At 63.6% G+C, this 16,639-nt stretch carries 11 protein-coding genes; 7 read left to right on the plus strand and 4 right to left on the minus strand.

Annotated features, from left to right (window positions below; translation table 11 throughout):
• Positions 1-19: 19 nt before the first annotated feature.
• Genes AC0L3U_RS19165 through mdlC form a run of 3 tightly spaced genes read left to right on the plus strand, consistent with a single transcriptional unit; the run spans position 20 to position 4,465 of the window.
• Positions 20-1,345, plus strand: coding sequence for an MFS transporter (locus tag AC0L3U_RS19165; RefSeq protein ID WP_473362790.1), 1,326 nt, complete (start codon positions 20-22; stop codon positions 1,343-1,345).
• Between the two features lie 28 nt (positions 1,346-1,373).
• Positions 1,374-2,822: an aldehyde dehydrogenase gene (locus tag AC0L3U_RS19170; RefSeq protein ID WP_473362791.1), complete on the plus strand. Its 1,449-nt coding sequence runs from the start codon at positions 1,374-1,376 to the stop codon at positions 2,820-2,822.
• A gap of 35 nt (positions 2,823-2,857) precedes the next feature.
• A complete protein-coding gene (mdlC, locus tag AC0L3U_RS19175) occupies positions 2,858-4,465 on the plus strand; it encodes a benzoylformate decarboxylase (protein WP_473362792.1) in 1,608 nt (535 codons plus the stop codon).
• Here the strand turns inward: mdlC and AC0L3U_RS19180 are convergent.
• The gene (locus tag AC0L3U_RS19180; protein ID WP_473362793.1) at positions 4,462-5,997 is read right to left on the minus strand and encodes a glucosamine inositolphosphorylceramide transferase family protein; all 1,536 of its coding nucleotides are present in this window, start codon (positions 5,995-5,997) and stop codon (positions 4,462-4,464) included. The two genes, mdlC and AC0L3U_RS19180, sit on opposite strands and share 4 nt — an antisense overlap.
• Before the next feature lie 30 nt (positions 5,998-6,027).
• Entirely contained in the window at positions 6,028-7,203 is a 1,176-nt protein-coding gene (locus AC0L3U_RS19185; protein ID WP_473362794.1) for a glycosyltransferase family 4 protein, read from the minus strand.
• Between the two features lie 282 nt (positions 7,204-7,485).
• On the opposite strand from AC0L3U_RS19185, the gene AC0L3U_RS19190 reads away from it, so the two are divergent.
• Positions 7,486-9,579: a GumC family protein gene (locus AC0L3U_RS19190; protein WP_473362795.1), complete on the plus strand. Its 2,094-nt coding sequence runs from the start codon at positions 7,486-7,488 to the stop codon at positions 9,577-9,579.
• Between the two features lie 54 nt (positions 9,580-9,633).
• Here the strand turns inward: AC0L3U_RS19190 and AC0L3U_RS19195 are convergent, their stop codons facing one another.
• On the minus strand, positions 9,634-10,980 hold the full coding sequence (locus tag AC0L3U_RS19195) for a lipopolysaccharide biosynthesis protein (protein ID WP_473362796.1): 1,347 nt from the start codon (positions 10,978-10,980) through the stop codon (positions 9,634-9,636).
• Between the two features lie 451 nt (positions 10,981-11,431).
• Here AC0L3U_RS19195 and AC0L3U_RS19200 point away from each other — a divergent pair, with 451 nt between their 5' ends.
• Complete coding sequence (locus tag AC0L3U_RS19200; RefSeq protein ID WP_473362797.1) at positions 11,432-12,655, plus strand: FAD-dependent oxidoreductase; 1,224 nt, start codon at positions 11,432-11,434, stop codon at positions 12,653-12,655.
• Positions 12,656-12,684: 29 nt separating this feature from the next.
• Here the strand turns inward: AC0L3U_RS19200 and AC0L3U_RS19205 are convergent, their stop codons facing one another.
• Positions 12,685-13,821 carry a GNAT family N-acetyltransferase gene (locus AC0L3U_RS19205; protein ID WP_473362798.1) on the minus strand — a complete coding sequence of 379 codons (1,137 nt, stop codon included), beginning with the start codon at positions 13,819-13,821 and terminating at the stop codon, positions 12,685-12,687.
• A 225-nt stretch (positions 13,822-14,046) separates the two neighbouring features.
• Between AC0L3U_RS19205 and AC0L3U_RS19210 the strand changes: the two genes are divergently transcribed.
• Positions 14,047-15,357 (plus strand): O-antigen ligase family protein, encoded by a 1,311-nt coding sequence (locus AC0L3U_RS19210; protein ID WP_473362799.1) that lies wholly within the window; start codon positions 14,047-14,049, stop codon positions 15,355-15,357.
• Positions 15,354-16,379: a glycoside hydrolase family 5 protein gene (locus tag AC0L3U_RS19215; protein WP_473362800.1), complete on the plus strand. Its 1,026-nt coding sequence runs from the start codon at positions 15,354-15,356 to the stop codon at positions 16,377-16,379. The genes AC0L3U_RS19210 and AC0L3U_RS19215 overlap by 4 nt, the downstream gene beginning before the upstream one ends.
• Positions 16,380-16,639 lie beyond the last annotated feature (260 nt).

Below are 16,639 nucleotides of genomic sequence, written 5' to 3' on the forward strand. Positions count from 1 at the left end.
GACACCGGAGGAGGAAACCGTGACGATAAGAGCATTGGAGGACTACGACGATCATGTTCCGACCGTCGCCACTGCCGAGCAGACGGCGAGCAGCCGCCGGCGTATCCTGATCGCCGGCACCATCGGCACCGCGATCGAATGGTACGACTTCTTCATCTACGGCCTGATCGCGCCGCTGGTATTCGATCAGCTGTTCTTTCCGAAATTCGACCAGCTCACGGCGACTATTGCGGTGTTCGCGACGTTCGCCGTCGGATTTTTGGCGCGTCCGCTCGGCGGGCTTGTGTTCGGCCATTTCGGTGACCGCCTCGGCCGAAAGTCCGTCTTGCTGTGTACGCTGCTCATGATGGGACTTGCGACGATGTCGATCGGGTTGTTGCCGACTTACGCCAGTGCAGGCGTGGCGGCAACCGCCGCGCTCGTGGCGTTGCGCTTCGTCCAGGGGTTTGCGCTCGGCGGCGAGTCGACCGCAGCGATCCTTATGGCGATCGAGACGGCGCCCGGGCACCGGCGCGGCTTCTCGGCCGCGGTGATCCAGGCCGCAGGACCGGTCGGTGTCGTGCTCGCCTCGTTCGCGGCGCTCACGATTTCACGGCTGCCGGAAGCGGACCTGCTGTCATGGGGCTGGCGCGTGCCGTTCCTGATCAGTGCGGTGCTGGTCGCGCTCGGCGTCTACATGCGCCTGCGCATCGAGGAGAGCGCGACGTTCCGCGAAGCGAAGGTGACTGAAGTGGCGCCTGTGGTCGAGGCAGTGCGGGAGCACTGGCGGCCGATCCTCATCGTGTTCTTCGCCGAGATGGCGCAGACTTCCTATTTCTATCTGACCGCCATCTTCACCATCTCCTTCGCGACCCGTCAGCTCGGCGTCCAGAAGGACGTCATCACGCAGGCCGTGCTGTTTGCCAATCTCGTCGGGCTCGTTGCGATGCCCCTCATCGGCGCCTGGTCCGACCGCATCGGACGAAAGCGTCTGTTCCTGACCGGCGTGGTGCTCGCAGCCATCTCGATGTTTGCATTCTACGGTGTGGTCGCGAGCCGTGACACGATGCTGGTGACGTGCGCGGTGATCCTCGCCGCGGGGGTGATCCATCCGCTGATGTTCGGCAGCGAAGGGAGCTATTTCCCGGAGCTGTTTCCGACCCGCATTCGCTTCACCGGCGTGTCGATTGGAAAGCAGCTCGGGACGGTGCTCGGCGGCGGCATCGCGCCGCTGGTCGCCACCAGCCTGTTTGCGCAGACGGGCTCCACCTACGCGATTACGGGATACTACGTCGCGCTCGCGCTCGCGGCGATGATCGCGCTCGGCTTCGCGCGTGAAACCGGCAAGTCGCGGCTGCTCGGCTGAGCTTGGCCACAACACCAGGGAGGTTTTCATGGACGTCAGTCTTCTCATCAACGGGCAGGATCAGGCCGCTTCCAGCGGCAAGGTGTTCGAGCGGCGCAATCCGCTGTCGCAGGAGGTCGCAAGCCGTGCGGCCGCCGCGACCGCTTCCGATGCCGACGCCGCAGTGGCGGCGGCTTCCGCCGCATTGCCAGGATGGTCGGCGCTTGGCCCAAATGCGAGGCGAGCCCTGTTGCTGAAGGCCGCAGATGCGCTCGAGGCCAAGCGCGACGCCTTCGTCCGGATCATGATGGCCGAGATCGGCACGACGGAGATCTGGTCCGCCTTCAACGTGAAGCTCGCGACCGGCATGCTGCGCGAGGCGGCGTCGCTCACCACGCAGATCGCGGGCGAGGTGATCCCATCGGACAAGCCGGGATGTCTCGCAATGTCCGTTCGCCAGCCGGCCGGCGTTTGCCTCGGCATCGCACCGTGGAATGCGCCGATCATTCTCGGCGTTCGCGCCGTGGCGACGGCGCTTGCCTGCGGCAATTCGGTCGTGCTCAAGGCCTCCGAGATCTGCCCGGGAACGCACCGGCTGATCGGCGAGATCTTCAAGGACGCAGGCTTTCCGCCCGGCGTCGTGAATGTCCTGACCAACGCAGCGGCCGACGCGCCCGCTCTGGTCGAGCGCCTGATCGCCAATCCTGCGGTGCGGCGGATCAACTTCACCGGCTCGACCCGCGTCGGCCGCGTCATCGCCGAACTCGCCGGTCGCCACCTCAAGCCGGCGTTGCTCGAGCTTGGCGGCAAGGCGCCTCTGATCGTGCTCGATGACGCCGACCTCGACGCCGCCGTCGCGGCGGTCGCGTTCGGGGCCTTCATCAATCAGGGCCAGGTCTGCATGTCGACCGAGCGGGTGATCGTCGACGAGGCGGTGGCGGCCGCCTTTGTCGAGAAGCTTGCGAAGAAAACGGCTGCGCTTCCGGCGGGCGATCCGCGCTCCGGTCCGGTCGTCATCGGCTCGATGATCGACGAGGCGCCGGCCAAGCATGTCGTTGCACTGATCGACGACGCGATCGCCAAAGGCGCCGTCAAGCTCGCGGGCGGCGACCGGGTTGGCACGGTCGTCCCTGCCACCGTGCTCGACCGCGTGGTGCCCGGCATGCGCATCTACACCGAGGAGAGCTTTGGTCTCGTCGTCTCGGTGATCCGGGCAAGTGGCGTGGACGACGCCGTGCGGCTCGCCAACGACACCGAGTACGGCCTCTCGGCCGCCGTGTTCGGCCGCGACGTTGCGCGTGCATTGACGGTGGCGCAGCGTATCGAAAGCGGCATCTGCCACGTCAACGGCCCGACCGTGCATGACGAAGCGCAGATGCCGTTCGGCGGCGTGAAGGGATCGGGCTACGGCCGCTTCGGCGGCCAGGCCGGGATCGCCGAGTTCACCGATCTGCGCTGGATCACCATCGAGACCCAGCCGCAGCACTATCCCTTCTGATCGCGCAGCAAGCGAAGCCCACCAGGACGCCATTCATGAATTCGAAAGTTCTCACGGTTCGGGAAGCGACCCTCGGTGTGCTTCGTTCCTTCGGTGTCGATCGCGTTTTCGGCAATCCCGGCTCGACCGAGCTTGCCTTCCTGGGCGACTGGCCCGACGACATCGACTACGTGCTTGGTCTGCAGGAAGCCTGCGTCGTCGGCATGGCCGACGGCTATGCGCAGGCGACGGGGCGTCCGGCTTTCGTCAATTTGCACTCGGCGGCCGGGCTCGGTCATGCGCTCGGCAATCTCTTCACCGCGTTCCGCAACAAGACGCCGATGGTCGTGACAGCCGGACAGCAGGCGCGCAGCCTGTTGCGGATGCGACCCTATCTCTTCTCCGAGGACGCCGCACAGTTTCCAAAGCCCTATGTGAAATGGAGCGCGGAACCGGCGCGCGCCGAAGATGTTCCAGCGGCGATTGCGCAGGCCTTCCTCACCGCCATGCAGCATCCGCGCGGTCCGACATTCGTGTCGGTGCCGTCGGATGATTGGGCGCGGCCCGCAGTTGCTCCGCCGGTCCGCCACATCGCGACGGAGTTTGCGCCGGATCCGGCGGCGATCGTCCGGCTCGGCGCGGCGATCCGAGCCGCCAAGAGACCTATCTTCGTTGTCGGACCCGAAATCGATCGCAGCGGCTGCGTCGATGCGATGGTCGCTGTGGCCGAGCAGGCGAGCGCGGCCGTTTGGGCAAGTCCGATGTCGAGCCGTTCGAGCTTTCCGGAACTGCATCCGCTGTTTGCCGGCTTTCTTCCGGCAGCGCCGGGAGGTCTCGCCCGCGCCCTGCGCGGCGCCGATCTGATCGTCGTGGTCGGTGCGCCGGTGTTTACTTTTCATGTCGAAGGACAATGCGAATTGCTCGACGACGGAACGCCGGTCTGGCAGATCACGGATGATCCGACGGAAGCCGCATCCGCTTCTGTCGGTGACACCACCATCAGCACGCTCCCGAAGGCGCTGGCTGGGCTGCTGTCGGCGATGCCTGACATTGCGGAGCGCGAAGAGCCGGGCGCGCGGATGCGGCCTGCCGCTCCTGCCGCGCAAAATCCGATTCCGCCGGGCTATGCGCTCGCCCGGCTCGCCGCGTTGATGCCGAGCGATGCGATCGTGGTCGAGGAGGCGCCGTCGCATCGTCCTGCCATTCAACAATTCCTGCCGCGGCCGGGCGCGGACAGCTTCTACACGATGGCGAGCGGCGGACTTGGTTACAGCCTGCCGGCCTCTGTCGGCGTGGCGCTGGCGCGGCCCAGCCGCCGCGTGGTCGCCCTGATCGGTGACGGATCGGCGATGTATTGCATCCAGGCGATCTGGACCGCGGTGCAACGCCGCCTGCCGATCACCTTCGTGATCATGAACAATTCAGGCTATGGCGCGATGCGCGCCTTCAGCCAGCTGATGCAGGCGCATCGCCCGCCCGGGATCGACCTGCCCGGGCTCGACTTCGTGGCGCTCGCAAGGGGAATGGGTTGTCCGGGGCGGCGCGTGACCGATGCCGGTGACGTCGATCCCATCTTGACCGAAGCGTTGGCATCGAGCGGTCCCGCCCTGGTCGATATCGCCGTCGATGACGCCACGACGGATCTATTCAGCCATCCGCGCTAGCTGGCAGTAGAGGGACTGGTTCGCGGCGACAGAACAGCCGATGGAAATTTGCTTGTAAAGGCGCGGGTCTTGGGTTGAACTCGCGATCCGTCGATCACTTCGAGTTGTCCGCAGCGGTTCAAGGTATGCAACTTCCTGCCGGGCCATGCCGGTCCGGGCCGAAGAGAGTGGCGGACGATCTGCTTGAACGTCGTCGGCGACAGTTCGACGATCTCCGCCAGGGCGAGCGCTGCGCCGTATCCGCCGGCACAATCCTGGACCGGGCGCCACAATTTGTCATTGATGGTGACGAAATTCCCCGCAGGCCGCGTGCTCGCGCGATCGATCAGCACGGGGTTGCTGGCATGCGACAACCACGGGCCCATGAGGTGCTCGGCGTAATAGATCGCCAGCGAATCCGAATAGCCGCCGGTGCCGTCGCGCCAAGCCCCGAACAGATAGTTCAGGCCGTTGTGCCGCGTGATCGTGGCATCGGCCAGCTCGACGCCCGAAAGCAGCGTCGCGTGCCGCTCCCATTTGTCCGGAAACCGAAGGCATTTGTAGATGGCGACGTCCCCATTGGTCGAGCTCTCCGGGATCATCCACAACGCGCCATCTTCCTCGATCAAGAACGGGTAGGAGAGGTGCCAGGGCTCGTTCAGCACGGGCACAACTTCTCCGACGGGGCCGGCGTCGTCAAACTCGATTGCCGAAATGATTCCTTTTCCAACCCGGTGATCGAGATCTTCAAAGAAGACGAATGTTCTTCCCTGCCACGTGACGGGGAAAGGATCGGCGTAAAAGTGGTTTCCGGGATCGGCAAGGACGTTCCAACGAGGCCCCGACAGATCTCCGGTCTGCCAGACGCCCACGCCTTTGTTGATACGCCATCCGACATGCCAGTGCGGGGCATAGCAGCAGAGGCGATAGATCTCCTTGGCGATCGATGTCGCTAGGCCGCGCGCGACGTACGCCGCCGGCGGGCGGCCGTTACCAGTTCGGGCGGGTCGTACCATCTGCGGCACGATGCGCGGCCGTCCCGACAGGATGGCCGCCACCATGGTCAGGGTTCGCGCCATGACGGTTTCCAGTCCGCCGCTCAGACCGGCCGCGATTTCGGCGGAGGGGTGGCCGCGATCGAGGACGGCACCGTCGACCTCGTCGACGATTTCGATCACCGGCAGATCGCCGGCGAGAATGGCGGCAAGAGCTGCGTTTTCGCCTGCGACTCCATTGAACAGCGGGCGTAGATACTGCCGGGCGGAGCAGTTCGGATCCCGCGCGCCGCCGGTGAAATCGACGATCACGTCTGCCGTGCCGGCGCGAGCCTGCATTCGGTCGGGACTGATCTTCAGCCTGTCGGTGCCGCTGTGCTTGCCCTTGTGCAACACCAAACGTTCGAGCTCGAACAGCATGTCGAGACCGGTCGGCCGCGGCTCCGCCGTTGCCGTCCATGCGATCTGGATCGGTACATCCCGGCCGTCAACCGACAGCGTGTCGCGGCCCATCCAGCGCCGCGCATGCTCAATTTCACAGCGAAACTCGATGGTCATGTCGAGCCAACCCGTTTCAATGCGTCCCGATCAAATGACCTGGCCGAGAATTCGAACGTATTCCTCCACCATGGCATCCACTGAATAGCGCAGCTTCAGGCCTTTGGCGTTTTGTCGCAGTTCGTCGCTTAGTCGTTGATCCGTCAGGAGCCTGGAGACCGCGGCCGACAGCTTGGTATGATCGGCGGCGTCGACGAACAGCGCTGTCGGCTTGCCTTCGACGGACAAAACCTCGCGCAAGACCGGTAGATCGGTGACGACCGAGGGAACGCCGGCGTTTGCGGCCTCCACAGCGGCGAGGCCGAAGGTCTCCGCCTGCGTCGGAAATACGAACACGTCGAGAGCGGCGAGAAACTCCGCCATCTGGCGCGGGGTGATTTCGCCGAGCAGATGCAGCCTCTCCGATACTCTCAGCTCGTCCGCCAACTGCCGCAGCCGGGCTTCGTCGGCTCCTTGGCCAGCCAGCGCGAGGTGCCAGGAGGGTTGATCCGGCAACAGACGGATCGCCGCGTCAAGCCGCTTATGCGGGTGCAATCTTGCTGCGCAGCCGAGCAGGGTGCGATCCGGCGGCAGATTGAATTTCTGTCGCGCGGCTTGCTTCGTCAGGGTGAGCGCCTTGTCGTCGAAGCCGTGCGGGACATGCACCATCCGCGCGCGATAGGCCCTCGGGTAGCGCGAATACTCGCGCTGCATGTCCAGCGAGTTGAGCGTGATGCGGTCGAAGAAGCCGAGGCTGCCCATGACGATGTCGGCCGTACGGACCGGCCAGCTCATCGACAGCGCGGATGAAACCTGATTGGCGATGACAGGCGCGCGGCAGACAAGGCGCGCCACGCCGGCGCCGATGACATTGCCGAAATGTTGAAACGTCAGAACGGCGTCGGGCCTGGTGGCCCCGATATGGCGGCCGAGCGTCCACAGCATTTGCAGCAGCGCCAGCGGATTTCCGGGCCGGGTCGACGCGCAATAGATCGTATCGGGCGGCTCATCGAACGAATCCGACTTGCGGAAGAAGAACAGATTGGTGACCCGGTGGCCGCGAGCAGTCAGCCCGGCGCCAAGCAGGCGCGAGATCTCCTGCGCGCCGGCGTTCTCGGCCTGGGTCTGTACGAGAAGCACGTGCGGCTTCCGTCCGCCATCGTTGGGCGGCGGGAGTGCTGTCGCAGTCGTCTCGCCCAACGCCTTGTTTGGCTGGTAATGGAGCACGGATCCCGACCCACTAGAGGAACGAATTTTTCACATTCTTAACCCCGTACTTACCATGAGGGCCTCGCGTGGACACCGACTAGCAATAAACGGAGTTAATGCGCGCCCTGCCGCAAGGGCATAGTTCGCGAGGGAATTCCGCTGGTTCCCGACAAAACGAAGCGAGCGCGTTAACCAATTGGTCATGACCACGCCAGGCGCGGGTAACCGCGGATTAACCATAGATATTTACGTTGGAGCAGGCACTGAACAGTGTTCGCCAGTTGAATCCGAGTAAAATCCATGACGTTCGGTCGCCGCGCAGACCCGACAAGCTCCGGATCGACCGGTGTTGCCGCGTCGTGGCAGACGCGACATGCGTCGAACGGCGAGTCACGCGAGTCCGCCGCGCGCTTGGGCGGTGCGCTCACGGCCGCGGGTGCGCTCTCCTTCATGCGGGACAATGCTCGCCGCATCCTGACGCTCGCTCTCGCGATTTTTGCCCTTGGCGTCGTCGTTCTCTTGGTGATCCCGGTTCGATTTGCGGCGACCGCGCTGGTCGTGGTCGATCCCCGCGAGCAACGCGTAACCTCGGAGCAGGACGTTCTGCCGGGCATCGGGCAGGATAGCGCCGCGCTGCAAAGCCTGGTCGAAGTGGCGAAGTCCGACGGCTTTCTCGAGCCGCTGATCGAGCAGCTCAAGATTCGGGATGACCAAGACATTTCCGGGGGACATACCGACCCTGCGCGCCTGCTCGAGAGATTCCGCAACCGCCTCGACATTTCCCGTCGCGGGCTGACCTATGTCATCGCCATCCGCTTCACGTCGAACCGGCCGGAGCGGGCGGCCTATTACGCCAATGCCATCGCCGAGGCGTTCGTCGCCAGCCAGGGCCGCAGCCGCACCGATGCGACCGACGAGGCCGCCGACTGGCTCAGTGGCCGGCTCAAATCATTGAACGAACGGTTGAAGGCGTCAGAGGACGCCGTGGCCACGTTCAAGCTCGAGCACAGGATCGTCAACGCGGGCAAGGATTCCACCACCCAGCAATTGCGGGTCACCGAACTGTCGCAGCAGGTTGCCGCTGCGCGGGCCCGGACCGAAGAGGCGAAGGCCCGCTACGAGCAGGCGCAACGCGACGTGAAGGCGAATGTCGACAGCCCCGTCAAGCAGGATCTGCTGAGCGCCCTGCGCGCGCAGCGGTCGGCGCTCAACGACCAGATTGCGCAGAAGCGGGCGGTGTTCGGCGATCGCCATCCCGACCTCGTCATGTCCTACAGCCAGTTGACCGATCTCAACAGGCAGATCGAGGTCGAGCGGACGAAGGGCATCGATACGGCAAAATCGGAATACGAGGCCCAGCGCGAACAGCAGAAGGCGCTGGAAGGCCAGATGAAGGCGGCGGAATCGCAGCTTCTGGTCGATGGTCAAGCACTGGTCCGGCTCCAGGAGCTGCAGCGCGACGCCGAGGCCAACAGAAACATCTACGAGCAGTTCCTCTCGCGCTCCAAGACGACGAACGAGCAGCGCCTCTTGCAGAGCTCCCAGACCAAGATTGCGTCGTCCGCCATTCCGCCGCTGCGCTCGACCCTTCCACCACTGTCTTTGTTGCTCGCCGCTCTTGCGATCGGTTCGCTGCTGACATCGACGGCGGTCGTTGCCGCCACGGGACGCGGATCGGACAAATCCGCTCCTGACACCCGCGACCCCGAGCCGGCTCCGCGCCAGCCCGCGACGTGGGCACGTCCGCCGGTGTGGGCGCGCATTCCCGACCTGACGCCTGGCGAAGTCCCCAGAAACATCTGGCAAGGTCCGGTGTCCGCGACGACCGAACTTGATCTTGGTCCCCATCTGCGTCCGCTGCTGGATCGGCTGGAGAAGGTGCCGGGACCTCGTGGCAAGGTCGTCCTCGTAATGTCGGTCGGGAAGCGGGCCGGCGGCAACACCGTCGCGCGATCGCTGAATCGGTGGGCGGTGAACACGGGGAAGCTGAGCGTGTTGATCCGGGTCGAGCCGGACCTCGGCGGTGCCGGGGCTGGCCTCGCCAAGGGCCAGGCCGACGGCATGACCACTGCAGATTTCCGCAGCGTCGATGAGCTTCTGAGCGCCAGCAAGAGGCCGGCGCCGCTGCCCGCGGACGATATTCGTTCGGAGTTCGATCTGATCGTCGTTCACGCCACCTCCCTGGCGTTGCAGCCGGAGGCAGCGGCGCTGGCTGCTCACGCTGATCTTGTCATGCTGGTCGCGCGCGAAGACGCCGTCGACTCGGCCGCAATGCGCAGGGCAATCGCTGCGCTCTCCTGGTTTGCCGGAGTGCCGACGGGCATCGTCGTCAATCGTGTGCCGGCCGGCCCGTCGGCGTCGCGTCGCGGCGAAGTGCTGGGGCTGGCTGGTTGACGCCACCCGGCAACGGATTGCCGAGCCGCGCCATTGCCTCGGCTGACCAGAGGTCTATTCGCCGGAGTCCGCGCCACGGACCGCATAGGCGCTAGGCTTCGATGGCGAGAAGCGCAGAAGCCCCAGAATCGAGGGATCGACCCCGGTTCGCCGGCGACAGAGGATGTTGAGAGCGATGGTCGCGAGCGCCAGCGACACAGTGGCCGAGATCGCTGCGCCAAGAACGCCGAGCCAGGGAATGAGGACGAGAAATCCGAGCAGCCGCAGCGCTACGTTTCCGGCAATCACGGGGACATACTCGCGCTCATAGCCGGTCAGCTGCAAGATCGCCGCAGAAGGACCGCCCGCCGCCTGGAACGCCGTTCCGATCGCGAGCACGATCAGGACCCAGTGCTGCGCAGCGAAATGCGGCCCGAACAGGTTGAGCAGATGGGGACCTCCAACCCAGATCAGGAGAAGTCCGCTGACCACGCACACCGCGGTCACTTCCGCCATGAGCCGCAACGTTCGCTCGAATTCCTGGTGATTCTTGCCGAAGTACAGCGAGGGGAGCCGACGTGCGCCAAAACTGTACAGTGCGGCCGAGAGCATGGCGAAGATGTTGGCCAGGCGCGAAGCGGCAAAGTAAATTCCGGCGGTTGCCGGGTCCAGCATCCAGTAGACCAGGATGACGTCGAAATACTGGTTCGCGGCTTCGAGGATGGACGCGACCCAGAAATGAAGCGCGCTCGATCTCCAGCGCGACGTCTCGGACCCCACCGCCGTGCCGCGGAAATCCGGCAGGGTTCGCGCAATCGCGATGATCTGTGCGATCAGTCCGACCGACATGGCAATCGTCATCACGGCGATCAATTCGGCGGGATCGAGCTGGCGATGACCGAACATGATTGCGAGCAGGAACAACACGACGCTGACGCGCCAGAAGAACTCCCTGTTTCCTTCTCCCATGAGAATGCTGACCAGCGAGCGTGCGATCTGGCTGCCAAGCATCAGCCCCGCATTCACGGCCGTGTAGGCCGACACCGCGATGACCAGCAGCCACGAGGCGCCTTTGATGTTCGCGCCGATCGCCATTGTGCCGATCGCAATCAGCATCGCGACCGAGGAAATCTTCAGGCTCGATAGCAGCACGCCTTTGGTGAGATCGGGCTGATTTCCCACCCGATACTCGTTCAGAAATCGCACCAGCAGCGATTCCTGGCCCACCAGACCGACGACCGCTGCCATCTGGGCCACCGAAAGCCAGGTCGCAAAGATGCCGAACCCATCGGGCGACATCGTTCGTGCCGCAAGCGAGAACAACGCGAACGCAAGCGCGCCGCTACCAACCTTGAGAAGGATGGTTCCGGCAACACCGCGCGTCACGTCGCGCCGCATGAGTTGGACGATGGATTCGATCATGGAAATTTAAGAGGCAACTTCCTCTGAAGAGACATTTTTCCGATTACCTGCAAAAGCCTAGCATGGCGAAAAACCGCGAGTGTTAATGGACGGCCTCCATGATCCTGCCGACCGCGTCGACGTCGCGGCCATGGCTGTTAGTTCACTAATGGCGGTTGGTTCACTATGGAACATCGCTGACCCCATTGTCCCAGATAGAGCAAAGTGCGGCCTGATCGCGTGGCGGCATAGCGCCGCATCGACGGCCAATCAGGCGATATGAGCCGCTGGATGCGGACCGGCTCGCCGGGAATGATCATCCCGAGCAAGGCGCGTGCCGGATCTCATCGGGCCGGGCAGGTCTCCGCTGCATTAACCGAGATATCGAGAAATGATCGCGTTTGGTCCTGCGATGCTAGATCAGGCGAGAGAATTGCACGGGCAATCATCGTTGACCGTGGGAGCCTGGACCATGACGGCGGATAGCAATGTGCCCGAGCCGATTGCCGCAGCCGGCCCTTCGACGATCGTCGCCGACATCGCGATCGTTGGCGGCGGCCTTGCGGGTTCGCTCGCGGCGGCCGTGCTCGCGCGGGCAGGGCATCGTGTCGCTCTCGTCGACAAGCGCGCGGTCCATCCGGACGAGTTCCGGGTCGAGAAAATCGGCGGCCACCAGCTGGAGATGTTGCGCAAGCTGGGCTTCCTCGACGCGCTCGACAAGGTGGCCTGCCGATATGATCAGGTGCTCAATATCAGGGACGGCAAGGTGGTCGACGTCAGCGTCGGCCGGGCTTACGGACTAGCCTATGCCGATCTCGTCGCCATGGCACGCAGTCAACTGCCTGATCCGTCCAGCCTGATCGTCGACGAGGTCACGGCCGTCAATTGCAGCGACGATATCCAGCATATCGAGCTCGCGTCCGGGAGGCGCATGACAGCGCGCCTTGTCGTGCTGGCCACGGGCATGGCGGGCGTTCTCGGCTACAAGCTCGGTATCAAGCGGCGGGTGCTGGCCGAGCGTCATTCGGTCACGTTTGGATTCACGATCGCGCGCCGGGACGATGTGCCGTTCGATTTCGAGGCGCTGACCTGTTACGGCGAGCGCACGGCGGACGGCATCGATTATCTCAGCCTGTTTCCCGTGCGTGCCGGCATGCGGGCAAACCTCTTCATGTTCCGCGACCCGGCCGATCCGATCATGCGCGAATTGCGCCGCGAACCGGAAGCGACGGTGTTGCGCCTGCTGCCGGGATTGCGGCCTTACCTTGGCGACTTTCACGTGATCGACCGGGTGCAGAATTGGGTGATGGACCTGTCCGTCGTGGAAGGGCATCTCCAGCCCGGCGTCGTGCTCATCGGCGATGCGTTCCAGACCAATTGCCCGGCCGCCGGCACCGGCGTTGCCCGCCTGCTGGTCGACGTCGACCGCCTCTGCACCGAATATGCGCCACGTTGGCTCGTGGCCGAAGGCATGAGCCAGGACAAGATTTCGGAATTCTATTCCGACCCCGACAAGGTCGCGGCTGACCAGCAGTCACTGAAGATGGCGCGCTTCCGGCAGGCCCTGACGTCCCGCAACGATATCGGCTGGGACGTGCGGCGGCGGCTGCACTTCCTGCGACGCAGGATCACCCACCGCGTCGATCAGATGCGGCCAGGCTGGCTCGCGCATGTTCGAAGCGCGCTACGCGCCTGAGAGCCGCGCCTGTCGGGGCCTCGCGTCGGTCAGCGCGTGGGCGTTGAGGTGCGGGTCGGCAGGAACCTGAACTCCGACATTCGCTTGGCGGCGAGTTTAAGCCAGGGAGCCTGTTTCAGTGCGAACAAGGAAATGGCGCCCACGGTGCTGCCGGCCTGCGCAACCGCCCACATCGGCGAAGGCTGCGCGCCGAACAATTTCTTGTAGGGCTCGTCACCGATGGTGAAATCGAGCATCTGATCCCCGCGCTCGATGCAATCCTTCGCCACCTGCTCGAACATCAGCGCGCCCAGGGACTGGCTCTTGTATCCCGCAATGTCGAAGGCGCTCATGATGACGAGGAAGCTGCCTTGATGGCAGAGCCCGAGCACGGCGGCGATCACCTCGCCATCCATCTTCATCGCGTAGAGCCGGACAAAGGAGCCGAGGCCGCGCTGCGCCATCTCGGAATAGAAGCCGTAATATTCGGGGCGCTGGAGCAGATCTCCGTCGCCTTGCGCCTGAAAGCGCGGACCGCGGAATTTGCGCATCACGTCCAGCGCCTCGATCACGGAGGCGCTGTCGCTGCAGCATGAAAAACTCAGATCGCCCTTCTTCTGGAGCTGCCGGGATTTCTTTGCGAGCTCCTTCTGGTAAGAACGGTCCATCGCACTGGCGCGCCATTGCTCGAACGGTGCGACGAGAACGCTCGCATAGGCATTGGACTCCATCGCGACGCGGCGGGGCGTCGCCAGCAGGTTCTCGATCGGAAGCCGTCCGTCGGGCAGCTTGGTCATTCGGAGCAGATCGAACGGGCGGACGAGGTACCTGATTTCTGCGCACGCACTCTCGTCCTTGAGCAGCTCGGAAAATACCTGCGGGCTGCACACCGGCGCCAGATAGTCGGAGACGCGGAGGTCGGCGAATTCGACGGTCCGTATCGGGCCGCGCCGGATCCGCAGCAAGGGCAGCACCATCGCAAGGCCGCCCGTTGCGCGGTGGCGGACCACGACAACCAGAGGCGTTGCGCCTGCATGAGACGCGAGCCTGGTGTAGAGGGTGTCGAGCCAGAGCGGATGCTGGAACGCGGTGGCAGCCGAGTTGTCAAACAGCTCCGCGTAATCAGGCGACAGGAAGTCGAATCCCTGCTCGATGGCGATGTCGAACGTGTTGCTGGGTCTGTTCATGATACCAGGGAAACCGGATAGCTCGGGACGGGTCGATCGAGCCGGACCTGCGCTTTATAGCAGGGTCGTTACGGGCGAGACACCGGCGGCGTGCAGTTTGCATTAATGCCTCGCGCAAGGCTCATATCGTTACCAAAACGTTAATTTCGCAATGGCGTCGCGTCGCAGCGATGGAGATCGACCTGCGCTAGCGAATTATTAACCGCGCTTAAGGAAGGTCATCTCATGGCCAGCCTGCAGACCGAGGTGGACTCCGGAGCACCCGGGAGCGCGATCTGGACGACGCGCAGCGTTGGCGTCGAGAAGATAGCCAGGTTCGCGATCAGCTGTTCGATCACCATCAACGTGGTCGCATCGATGGGCATCTTCAACGCCGCGCTACTGCCGGCGGAGCTGAGCTTTCTGCAGCAGGCCGTTGCCCTTCTGATGTGGGCTGTCCTGATCTACGCAAGTGCATTCGTACAGCCGCGCCTGCGGTTGCAGGTCAACCCCGATCTGGTGGCGCTGGTCGCATTCTACGCCTTCGCAATTGTCTCGGTGTTCTGGTCCAGCCTGAGCGTCGCGGCGATCATGAAGAGCGCGGCGCTTGCGATGACGACGTTCGGCGCATTCTGCCTCGTCACGCGCGTCGACCTGGACGAGATCGTGAAAGCCACGGCCCTTGGGCTCTTCATATTGGTCGCCGCGTCGGCTGTCTGTGCGTTGGCTGTGCCCGACATCGGGATCGACCACAGCTGGATGCATAACGGTCAATGGCAGGGCGTCTACGAATCCAAGCAGACGCTCGGCTTCGTCGGCGCGTATCTGATGTTCTTGGCCTGCTATCGAAAGATGACGGGGCAGGGGTGGCTGGCTTTCCTCGCCGTGTTCCTGCTGGCGTCAACCTGTGTCTTCGCGTCGGAATCGCGCGGCGCCGGCGCTGTCGCTCTGGCCGCCTGCGCCATGCTCGTGACCTCGATGTGGTCGGTTGGCTGCATGAGGCTCTATGCGCTCCTGCCGTTTGTCATGTGCATTCTGGCCGGACTTCTGATCCTGTATTTTTACGCGACGGGATATGATGCCATCCATATCGGCGATGCCAGTATCGATTTCACTGAACGGACCTTCATCTGGCACTACGCGATCAGCCATTTCAACGATGCGCCGCTGCTCGGATTCGGCATCAACGGCTTCTGGACAATCCCCTCGATCTACGATTATTTCGAACAGAATCACGGCTGGGTGCTCGACAATTATCACAGCGGCTACATCGCGATCCTGATGGAGACCGGATTTTTGGGATACACGCTCTTTACCGCGAGCGTCCTCCTGTTTTCGCACAAGATCCTCCATCTGATTTCCGCTCGCACGATCGACCGGTCGCATTGTGCCCTCATCATCGGATTTGTCGTCCTCAGCTTTCAGACCAATTTTACGGAGACGACGTTCCTTCGTTCGACGATGTTCACATCGGTGCTCCTGGTGGGGTTGTTCTTCGCGACGTGCAGGCCGGTGCGACCGACGGAATTCCAGACCATAGGAATGGAAGCAGTATGACCGCCATGCGCGCGCGTTGGCCGAGAAGCGTCAATCTTGCGGCTATGGTGGTCTTCCTTGCATCGCTGTTTTCCCACGCCCGCGGAGCCGAGCAGGCCGCGTCCAGTGACACACCAAAACTGGGTCGCGGTATCAACATTCTCGGCTACGATGGAATCTGGGAAGGCGGCCATAACGCGCCATTTCGCCTGGACAATCTGACTGCGATCAAGAAGGCCGGGTTCGCGCATGTCAGGATCAATTTCTTCGGCTTCAAGTTCATGGGCCCGGGGAATGTCCTGGACGAGATCGTCCTGAGGCGGCTTGACGCCGTCATCGAGGAGGTTCTCGCGAGGAAGCTCGTTCCCATCGTCGACGAGCACGATACCCACCTTTGCCAACGCGACGTTTCCGAATGCGCCGAGAAGCTCAAGGCATTCTGGCGGCAGATCGCCGAGCGCTATGCCGGCAAATATCCGGCACTCGTCTTTGAAGTGTTGAACGAGCCTGGTGGAGAAATGACCTCCGCCAGCTGGAATTCGCTCCTCAATGAATGTCTCGGCATCATCCGCCGCACCAATCCCGAACGGCCGGTCATCGCCGCCGTTCTCAACACCGATGAGATCCCTGTCGACGAGCTGGTTCTCCCGGCCGAGGACAGGCATCTCATCGTCACGTTTCATTACTACGCGCCGATACGGTTCACCCATCAGGGCGCGCCGTGGTCTCCGACGTTTTCGCGGATCGGGCCGCTGGACTGGGGCAGCCCGGAGGATGAAGCCAAGGCTGCTGCCGACTTCAGGAAGATGAGCCTCTGGGCGGAGAAAGAGCAGCGCCCGGTTTATGTCGGCGAGTTCGGAGTGTACGAGCGTGCGCCATCCGACAGCCGGCAGCGATATTTGTCGTTCGTGGCGAGAAGCGCCGACCGGCTCGGCTGGTCATGGGCCTACTGGCAGTTCGACCACGACTTCGCGGCGTTCGACAGTGCGCGCCAGGCGTGGAAGCCGGGTATCCTGCGTGCGCTGATGCCGCCGGCGCGTTGAAATCGCGCCCCGAGTCCGCTCATTCCGCGGAAGGGGTGCCGGGCAGGACCCGTCGGGCAAAACACCCGCCATCCCGTCAACCCCTTTCCGCAAATATATTCCACTTTACCGAAATTCGGTTTTGACGTATGTGTCGCCCATCCCGGCTCATCCTTGAGGGGCGATCTCGTTGTCGTCTTGATTGCGAGCCGGGCTTGCGGTGGACGCGGCAGCGTCGGCATGAGAGGTGCGGGCAGGGCGGGTAGTCCCTGTGAGCCCGT

The sequence above is a fragment of the Bradyrhizobium sp. Kon69 genome, from assembly GCF_055807515.1.

What these genes read in the sequence shown, in the direction of transcription:
- AC0L3U_RS19170 (WP_473362791.1), top strand. Translation starts at nt 1,374, where the DNA reads ATGGACGTCAGTCTTCTCATCAACGGGCAGGATCAGGCCGCTTCCAGC.
- mdlC (WP_473362792.1), top strand. Translation starts at nt 2,858, where the DNA reads ATGAATTCGAAAGTTCTCACGGTTCGGGAAGCGACCCTCGGTGTGCTT.
- AC0L3U_RS19180 (WP_473362793.1), bottom strand. Translation starts at nt 5,997, where the DNA reads ATGACCATCGAGTTTCGCTGTGAAATTGAGCATGCGCGGCGCTGGATG.
- AC0L3U_RS19190 (WP_473362795.1), top strand. Translation starts at nt 7,486, where the DNA reads ATGACGTTCGGTCGCCGCGCAGACCCGACAAGCTCCGGATCGACCGGT.
- AC0L3U_RS19195 (WP_473362796.1), bottom strand. Translation starts at nt 10,980, where the DNA reads ATGATCGAATCCATCGTCCAACTCATGCGGCGCGACGTGACGCGCGGT.
- AC0L3U_RS19200 (WP_473362797.1), top strand. Translation starts at nt 11,432, where the DNA reads ATGACGGCGGATAGCAATGTGCCCGAGCCGATTGCCGCAGCCGGCCCT.
- AC0L3U_RS19205 (WP_473362798.1), bottom strand. Translation starts at nt 13,821, where the DNA reads ATGAACAGACCCAGCAACACGTTCGACATCGCCATCGAGCAGGGATTC.
- AC0L3U_RS19210 (WP_473362799.1), top strand. Translation starts at nt 14,047, where the DNA reads ATGGCCAGCCTGCAGACCGAGGTGGACTCCGGAGCACCCGGGAGCGCG.
- AC0L3U_RS19215 (WP_473362800.1), top strand. Translation starts at nt 15,354, where the DNA reads ATGACCGCCATGCGCGCGCGTTGGCCGAGAAGCGTCAATCTTGCGGCT.